The organism is Carnobacterium sp. 1290_CSPC, from assembly GCF_001053265.1.
Lineage (GTDB): Bacteria > Bacillota > Bacilli > Lactobacillales > Aerococcaceae > Aerococcus > Aerococcus urinaeequi.
The window spans coordinates 1-8,008 of the sequence record NZ_JVVG01000046.1 but is presented as its reverse complement, the minus strand read 5'-3'; the positions used below and the strand labels follow the sequence as shown (position 1 = coordinate 8,008).

At 36.7% G+C, this 8,008-nt stretch carries 9 protein-coding genes and 1 other annotated feature; all 9 genes read right to left on the bottom strand.

Annotation, left to right across the window (positions count from 1 at the left end):
- Positions 1–73: 73 nt before the first annotated feature.
- The 9 genes from AC973_RS03230 to mreC all read right to left on the bottom strand — a co-directional run bounded on the left by AC973_RS03230 (position 74) and on the right by mreC (position 7,796).
- The gene (locus AC973_RS03230) at positions 74–1,276 is read right to left on the bottom strand and encodes an acetate/propionate family kinase (protein ID WP_048727222.1); all 1,203 of its coding nucleotides are present in this window, start codon (positions 1,274–1,276) and stop codon (positions 74–76) included.
- Between the two features lie 134 nt (positions 1,277–1,410).
- Complete coding sequence (locus AC973_RS03225; RefSeq protein ID WP_048727220.1) at positions 1,411–2,445, bottom strand: class I SAM-dependent methyltransferase; 1,035 nt, start codon at positions 2,443–2,445, stop codon at positions 1,411–1,413.
- A gap of 241 nt (positions 2,446–2,686) precedes the next feature.
- On the bottom strand, positions 2,687–2,974 hold the full coding sequence (gene rpmA, locus AC973_RS03220) for a 50S ribosomal protein L27 (RefSeq protein WP_016897563.1): 288 nt from the start codon (positions 2,972–2,974) through the stop codon (positions 2,687–2,689).
- 13 nt (positions 2,975–2,987) lie between these two features.
- Positions 2,988–3,335, bottom strand: a complete 348-nt coding sequence (locus AC973_RS03215; RefSeq protein WP_003140932.1) for a ribosomal-processing cysteine protease Prp — start codon at positions 3,333–3,335, stop codon at positions 2,988–2,990.
- Positions 3,336–3,351: 16 nt separating this feature from the next.
- Entirely contained in the window at positions 3,352–3,660 is a 309-nt protein-coding gene (rplU, locus tag AC973_RS03210) for a 50S ribosomal protein L21 (protein WP_003140931.1), read from the bottom strand.
- Positions 3,661–3,675: 15 nt separating this feature from the next.
- Positions 3,676–3,751: a sequence feature (ribosomal protein L21 leader region), on the bottom strand.
- Between the two features lie 108 nt (positions 3,752–3,859).
- Positions 3,860–4,537 (bottom strand): amino acid ABC transporter ATP-binding protein, encoded by a 678-nt coding sequence (locus AC973_RS03205; RefSeq protein ID WP_048727216.1) that lies wholly within the window; start codon positions 4,535–4,537, stop codon positions 3,860–3,862.
- Between the two features lie 15 nt (positions 4,538–4,552).
- On the bottom strand, positions 4,553–6,007 hold the full coding sequence (locus tag AC973_RS09610; RefSeq protein ID WP_082148223.1) for an ABC transporter permease subunit: 1,455 nt from the start codon (positions 6,005–6,007) through the stop codon (positions 4,553–4,555).
- Between the two features lie 321 nt (positions 6,008–6,328).
- Positions 6,329–6,850: a rod shape-determining protein MreD gene (mreD, locus tag AC973_RS03195; RefSeq protein WP_016897566.1), complete on the bottom strand. Its 522-nt coding sequence runs from the start codon at positions 6,848–6,850 to the stop codon at positions 6,329–6,331.
- Between the two features lie 10 nt (positions 6,851–6,860).
- Positions 6,861–7,796 (bottom strand): rod shape-determining protein MreC, encoded by a 936-nt coding sequence (gene mreC / locus AC973_RS03190; RefSeq protein ID WP_048727213.1) that lies wholly within the window; start codon positions 7,794–7,796, stop codon positions 6,861–6,863.
- Positions 7,797–8,008: the final 212 nt, after the last annotated feature.

Here is an 8,008-nt window from a genome sequence, read left to right as displayed (position 1 = left end):
TACTAAATAACGTATTCGCGATATTTGAAATTATTTACCAACACTATTTGTAAAAGAACCGGAAAATGTTTGATTATTCGTTAATGTTACCTAAACGTACAGTATCGCGAACGATTACTAACTCTTCGTCCGTTGGAATCGTATAGATAGCAACTTTTGAATCTTCGCTAGAAATTTTTGCTTCATCACGTGTATCGTTTGCTGCTTCATCGATCTTCATACCAAAGAATGCCATGTGATCATCAATGATTTCAGCACGTGTACGTCCTGAGTTTTCACCAATTCCAGCTGTAAATACAACGGCATCAACGCCACCCATAACTGCAATATATTGACCAATATATTTACGTACTCGATCGTAGAAAATTTCTAGAGTAGTTTGCGAACGTTTATCGCCATTATCAGCTGCATCTTCAACATCACGCATATCGGATGACACACCTGATAAACCTAATAAACCAGATTTATTATTCAAAATAGAGACCATATCATCGATATCAGTAATATTCAATTTCTTCATTAAAAATTGAACTAGAGATGTATCAATATCACCAGAACGTGTCCCCATTGTAATACCTGCTAATGGTGTGAAGCCCATTGAAGTATCAACAGATTTTCCACCATCTACTGCAGTAATTGAACCACCATTACCTAAATGGCAAGTGATAATTTTTAAATCTTCAATTGGTTTACCCATTAGTTCAGCTGCTCGATTTGCTACATATCTGTGTGAAGTGCCATGTGCACCATAACGACGAGCACCAAATTCTTCATAGTACTCTAATGGAATAGAATATAAATAAGCTACTTCAGGCATTGTTGTGTGGAATGATGTATCAAAAATTCCGACAGCAGGTTTTCCAGGCAATACTTTTTGGAAAGCGCGAATAGCACGAGCCTCTGGTCCATTATGTAGAGGCGCAAATTCTGCTAAATCCTCAATCTTTTGAATTGCCTCATCATCTAATAACGTAGACTCTTTAAATATTTCTCCACCAGCTACCACACGGTGACCAGTACCAGAGATTTCATCATAGCTAGTAATAATGTTTAAAGTGCTTAATTGATTTAATAAGAATTCAATAGCTACTTCATGATCATCAATATCTTTAACATCCTCAAATTTTTGGCCTTCACCATACTTAATAGAAATGTTAGAGTTACCGATTCCAATACGGTCGATTTGACCTGACGCTACAACATCTTCGCTAGGCACTTCGTAAATTTTAAATTTTAAACTAGAAGAACCTGCGTTTACAGCAATTACTTTAGACATGCTTTCTCTCCTTTAATCTTAAATCAATATTATTTAATATACTTCATTATAACATGACATGTTTCGTTATGGTAAAGACATTTGTATTCTATTCCCTGTGAAATGCATTTTTTGCAAAGTAGCTATTTCAAAGTCTACTTCATTTTCTCAAGAAAGTTTTCAAAAGCCCCCAAGAACTTAGGCAATTCTTCCTTACTCTTCAAGTCCGGAATTTCACCAACAAGTACATTCTCACTTTGTTTAGCCTTGTCGCCCGCTTTTTGCACTAATAAAATGGCTTTTCTAGATTTCTCATTATTGAAAAGATTGCTTGGTAGCGACAGTAAAGCTTGAAAATAACCATGCTCACCAATGGCTTCAATTAAGGTCTTAATATTTTCATCTTGGACAAGGCCAGCAGGCACAATATAAATACCCCAACCATTCGGTTTCAGGTAACGTAATCCTTGTTCTACCATCAAATAATGAACAAAAGCATGTTGCCCTTCCTCACGGTTCTTCGCAGAAGAATAGGTGTCAGCTACTTCATCCACTGGATAATAGCCTAAGGGTAGGTCACCTACAATTAGATCACTTGGTGGGACAATCAGATTTTGTAATGAATCCCCTAAATATAAATTAGCTGGGATATCTTGTAGACGGGTGGAAACGTCCGCTATTGACAACATTAAGTCATCGTTATCATAGCCGAATCCTTGAATTTTATAACCAGAAGCCTTCAAAGCGTTATAAATAATGGCGTACAAGTTTCCAGTCCCCATTGTCGCATCAAAGAAGGTGATCTCAGTATCATCTGCTTTGTCAGCTAAATGCCCTTGATCTACCAGTTTAGTGGCAAAATAGCCCATTAAAACAGCGATAGCTTCAGGTGTCATATGGTAATTAGCTTGTAATTGATCAGCTTTTTCCCCTTCAATAAAGGCAAATTGAACCGCCTTACGAATGTCTTCAGCTTCGAATTCTTGGAGATTGATATTGCTATAAATCTCTCTCAATTGCTCAGCTTCTTCATCACTTGGTCGTTGGTCGATTTGTTGCACTTCGCCATCAGCAAGATTTTGCAAAGTTTCAAATAAAGCTTCTAGGTAAGAAAACTCTAGCGCTTCCTGAATCAAAATCGTTGAGTCATGCAATACACCAAATAATTGGTTGATATTTTCTACTGACATAGTACTTCCTCTCTCTCATTATCCTACTACATACCTATTTTCAACGAAGAATGGCTTCCTGTCAATCATTGCGACTATAGTCCGTCCTAAAACATACGATATGCCATCACAGATACATCCACCTTGTCTTTCTGCCTAAATAGGACCGCTAGCCTAAGCTGTTCTAGACTCATAATAGGATTTTTTTCGGGCAAAATAAAAACGCCTGAACCTTAAGTTCAAGCGCTCTTTGAATATCAAATTATTCAGCAGCTACTGGATAAACTGATACTTGTTTTTGGTCACGGCCTTTACGTTCGAAGCGAACGATTCCGTCAACTTTAGCAAATAAAGTATCGTCTCCACCGCGTCCTACGTTTACACCTGGGTAAATTTTAGTACCGCGTTGACGGTATAAAATTGAACCACCTGAAACTTCTTGACCATCAGCACGTTTAGCACCTAAACGTTTTGATTGAGAGTCACGACCATTGGCAGTAGACCCGCCCCCTTTTTTGTGGGCGAAGAATTGTAAATTAAATTTCAACATGGGATAACCTCCTCTAATATTTCGTTGTTTTGGATACATGTATAAAGTCACCGTAATTGGCTTCAACGTCTTCAGACAAGGCCAAATAGCAACTTGTTAATAACATTTGAGCAAGTTCACCCTGCTCTGTAGAGAGATCCTTGGTTAACTCAACATACAAGTAACCGCCATTTTCTTCATCGGCTTCAATAAGTGGCTCGATACTTGCCATACGTGTCAGGTTATTCACTGTCGATAAAACGACTGCGGATACTCCTGCACAAACAACATCTTGCCCATATTCACCAGCAAAGGCGTGGCCAGAAACTTCAAAGCTAACAAATTGATCTTTCTCGTCAGTTTTAAAGATTGCTTGAATCATAACATCACACTTTTAATTAAGCATTGATTGAGTCGATAACAACTTTAGTGTATGGTTGACGATGACCTTGTTTACGGTGAGAATCTTTTTTAGCTTTGTATTTGAAAGTAGTTACTTTCTTTTGACGACCTTGTTTTTCAACAGTTGCTTCAACAGTCGCACCTTCAACTAATGGTGCTCCTACTTTAACATCGTCACCACCAACAAAAACTACTTGATCAAAAGTAACTTTGTCTCCTGCTTCTGCATTTAATTTTTCAATGTAGATAGCTTGTCCAGCTTCAACTTTAATTTGTTTTCCACCAGTTTTAATAATTGCGTACATCTAACGCACCTCCTTATATAGACTTAGACTCGCCACGATACGTGGTCTTTCGACACTTAAAATACGATATCATGCGCGGTTGCAGTGTGGTGCTCACACTTTTTACAACATCATATATATTACCAAATTAACCTAACCACGTCAAGAAAATCATCATGATTAAGTTAAATAGTTGATAAAATCTAGAATTTAGCTTAGATTATTTTGCGAATTCAGTCGATGACTCAATTCTAGTTCCAATTTGTTTACCGAACTCAGTATCATGGGTAACAATCAGAATGGCTTTACCTTGGTCCTTAGATAAGGCTGTGATAAGGCCACCGATTTGATTAGCAGATTCTCTATCCAAAGCTGAAGTAGGTTCATCAAAACACAAGACACTTGGATTTAGCATTAAAGCTCTAGCAATCGCCACCCGTTGCTTTTGACCACCAGACAATGTTGATGGGAAAACATCTGCTTTATCAGATAAACCAACATCCGCTAATAGATTTTTACCATCTTCAATCAATTCTTCTTTGTTTTTAAGCCCTTGTGCTAAGGGTGCTTCAATCAGATTTTGAATCACGGTTAAATTTGGGAACAATTGATAATCTTGGAAAACCATGCCGAGTTCATTTTGATAAGCTCGACGCTCACTATTTGAACTATAGACAGCTTTAGTGCCGTTATCTTTTGATAAGACCTTACCGTTAATTTCAATCGTACCACGGTCTGCTTCTTCAAGATTGTTTATAATACGCATGAATGTCGTTTTACCCGTCCCTGAACGACCTAGTAAAATCACAACTTCACCAGGATTGATTTCGAAGTCATAATCCTTAATGACTTGGTTATCTTGATAAGATTTATTTAGTCCTGCTACTTTTAATGACATAAGATGACCTCCCTTTTACCATTTCAATTGGTTTTCAAATTTACGTAAGACAAATGTAAGAACTGCTGTCACGATTAAGTAAATCGCCCCAGCAACTAAGTATGGTACTAGAGACGCATAGGTATTAGCTGCAATATTTCCGGCTCTTAGTAACTCGCCAAGTCCGATCACATAAACTAATGACGTATCTTTTACTAGGGAAATCACTTCGTTACCAATTGAAGGTAATACAATATTAACTACTTGCGGTAAGATAATTCTTCTAAAACCACGAATTTTACCAATACCTAATACAGAAATACTTTCATATTGACCGTCCGGCACTGCTGAAATACCACCTCTAAAGATTTCTGCAAAATAAGCTGCATAGTTAATCACATATGCTAGAACAGCTGCTGGGAATCGATCCATGGCGATACCAATATATGGTAAACCGAAGAAGATCACCATCAATTGAAGCATCAGTGGACTACCACGCATGATGAAAACATAAGCTTCAATAATTGCTTGTAACCATTTTGGTCCAAACACGCGTAAGATTCCAATTAAGAAGCCAATTGGTACTGATAGAATCAATACAATGACAAATAAAAGTAGGGTTAATTTTAATCCATTTAATAATGAAGGCAATACCGTCATGACAATATTTGAAGAGCCCGTTGATTCTGAATCTTCACCGAACCATTTCGCTTCAATTTCAGCATAAGTCCCGTTTTGTCTTAATTCTTCAATACCTGCATCTACTTGCTCTTTTAATGCAGTGTCTGATTTTCTAAAACCAACACCCATCGGTTCAACAGATGTTTCATCTACAAAGTACTCATATTCATCTAAAGTCCCTTTTTGATTTAAGGTATAGCGAGAATAAATATCACCAGCATAGATCGCGTCCACACGGTCAGCATCCAAATCAGCAAACACTTCATTGTACGAAGGGTATAAGACTGGTTCATCAGCTAATTGGTTATATAAGTCATCTGGCCACTCTTGCATAAATGTTAAGGCTGTTGACCCAGATTGTGTGGCAATCGTTTTACCTGCTAAATCAGAAATTTCTTCAATACCTGAACCTTTTTTACTAATGACCATTTGTCCAGACTCAATATATGGTTCAGAGAACAAGACCATTTCTTCACGTTCTGGTGTGATCCCATAACCATTCCAGATCATATCGATATTACCTGAATTCAACTCAGTTTCTTTCATCGTCCAATCAATTGGTTGAAATTCTAAATTCCAACCATATAGGTCAGCTACTGCATTAGCTAAGTCGATATCGAAACCGACCAATTCACCTTCTCCATCACGGAAACCCATTGGCGCGAATGTATCGTCTAAACCGATAATATAAGTTTCACCACTCGTATCCTCAGATTCAGTTGCTTTTACCGATGTTTGCCCTATAGCAAATACCAGACCTATTGATAAAATAATTGATAATACAAAATTGCTAAGTTTAAATTTCTTCATTGCTTCCACCCTCCAGTTAAATAAAAAAACGTCCTTTTACACCAAACTCACTTGGTATAAAAGGACGTGAAATAAACGTGGTTCCACCTTTTTTCATAGCAATCTCACGATTACTATCTCTGCGTGTCAATACTGACACAGTGATTAACGCTCACGCACGAATTATCTTTAATAATTTGCTCTTGGGTGTGTAGATACGATTTTTATACCTATTCTCAACTTTGCTAGGCTCTCTTTAATAAAAGGCTCGTAACCTCTTCCAATCAACACTTTTCATATTTGTAAATTTATTATAATCATTTTTTAATTTTTAATCAAGTATTATTTTTCAAACCAAATAACTAATTTCTGAATTAGCCAAATAAAGATAAAACCTAAAAAGGCATTGAATAATAACGACGGAATATAGTTCTGACTTAAAAAGTAATAATAGCTACTACTATGTATATCGATTAAGTAGTATAAAGCATAGATAAAATGCGTGTACACGGTATAAACAATAAGGATCCATAACCAAATCGTATAAAAGTTCATTGGGAATTTTTTTATAACCGCCCGAGTAAGTATTACTATCATGGGAAATAAGAATAAATTAACCCCAAGTATCGAAGAATAATAAGCGTCGTATATAAAACCTATGATAATACTCACAAGGAATATTTTTGAATCATTTATTAAATAAACCGCCAATAAGGTAATCACAATCAGTGTGAATTGTGGACTGATCTGAAATTTTTCACTACCCAAACTATATGACAACATGGTCATCACGCTACCATCCAATAATAAAATAAAGAACACAAAGGTAGGGATCAAAAAATTGTTCTTAAAGAAATGTAACATACTGACCTCCCTATTCTCCTGTATCTGTAGATGCAGCGGAGGATTCAGCAGCCTGATCTTCACTATCAGCTGATGTATCACTTGAACTTTCATTCAAGGTCATGATAACCAATACTGAACGGATATCTTTGAAGTCTGCAGCAGGTTTTACTTTCACTGACTGAGATAAACCAAAGTTATCAGAAGATGCTGATGTTACTTCTCCAATGATTAAACCTTCTGGAGATACACCACCTAAACCACTTGTAGTGACCGTATTTCCTTCAGAAACTTTTGCATCATTCGGCACTTGTTTAAGGATTAATTCCTGTGTCTTTTCATCATAGTCAGATAAAATCCCAGACACGATACCATCATCCGTTTGAATACTTACAGCTACGTTCTTCATTTGATTATTCTCAGTAATCAATAACTGCACTTTTGAACTCGTAGCAGAGACTTCCGTTACATGCCCTACAAGGCCACTCTCTGTCATCACAGACATGTTCTCTTCAATACCACTATTAGTCCCTACATCGATTGTAATTGAGTCTAACCAGGTATCTGGAGATCTAGAAATAACAGAAGAAGCAATAACATTCTTACCAACTAATGAAGGTTGTAAATCAAGTAAGGCAGATAGCTCTTCATTTTCACTTTGTAATATCTCATTTTGAGCTTCCAGTTCCTCTAGTGAAGAAATTTGGCTTTTCAATCGTTGGTTATCTTCGTATGTGTTCATTAAATCGTTAATTGAATCTGTAAAGCGCATCATCGCATTCGTTGGTGTAGAAACAAATCTACCCACAACTGCGGTCACATCATTCACCCATAAAATTGGTTTGGGCATCTGTGATTGACTAAATATAGAGTAGGCAATCATACTGAATGAAGTGATGACACTAACAAGCAGGACAATTAATTTTTTATTCTCAAAAAATCGTCGCAATATTATCCATCCCTTCACTTACATATGGTATTTATTATATCAAAGTCTTAAGTTAATTTGTAATGTTTATCCATGCAAATCTATTCTTAATATTTATTTTAGGATAATCTTAAGACAATATAAAATAGAAAAACAAAAAAGAGAAGCTTTCGCCTCCCTTTTTAATTATGATGACCCGTACGGGACTCGAACCCGTGTTACCGCCGTGAAAGGGCGGTGTCTTAACCGCT

What these genes read in the sequence shown, in the direction of transcription:
- AC973_RS03230 (WP_048727222.1), bottom strand. Translation starts at nt 1,276, where the DNA reads ATGTCTAAAGTAATTGCTGTAAACGCAGGTTCTTCTAGTTTAAAATTT.
- AC973_RS03225 (WP_048727220.1), bottom strand. Translation starts at nt 2,445, where the DNA reads ATGTCAGTAGAAAATATCAACCAATTATTTGGTGTATTGCATGACTCA.
- rpmA (WP_016897563.1), bottom strand. Translation starts at nt 2,974, where the DNA reads ATGTTGAAATTTAATTTACAATTCTTCGCCCACAAAAAAGGGGGCGGG.
- AC973_RS03215 (WP_003140932.1), bottom strand. Translation starts at nt 3,335, where the DNA reads ATGATTCAAGCAATCTTTAAAACTGACGAGAAAGATCAATTTGTTAGC.
- rplU (WP_003140931.1), bottom strand. Translation starts at nt 3,660, where the DNA reads ATGTACGCAATTATTAAAACTGGTGGAAAACAAATTAAAGTTGAAGCT.
- AC973_RS03205 (WP_048727216.1), bottom strand. Translation starts at nt 4,537, where the DNA reads ATGTCATTAAAAGTAGCAGGACTAAATAAATCTTATCAAGATAACCAA.
- AC973_RS09610 (WP_082148223.1), bottom strand. Translation starts at nt 6,007, where the DNA reads ATGAAGAAATTTAAACTTAGCAATTTTGTATTATCAATTATTTTATCA.
- mreD (WP_016897566.1), bottom strand. Translation starts at nt 6,850, where the DNA reads ATGTTACATTTCTTTAAGAACAATTTTTTGATCCCTACCTTTGTGTTC.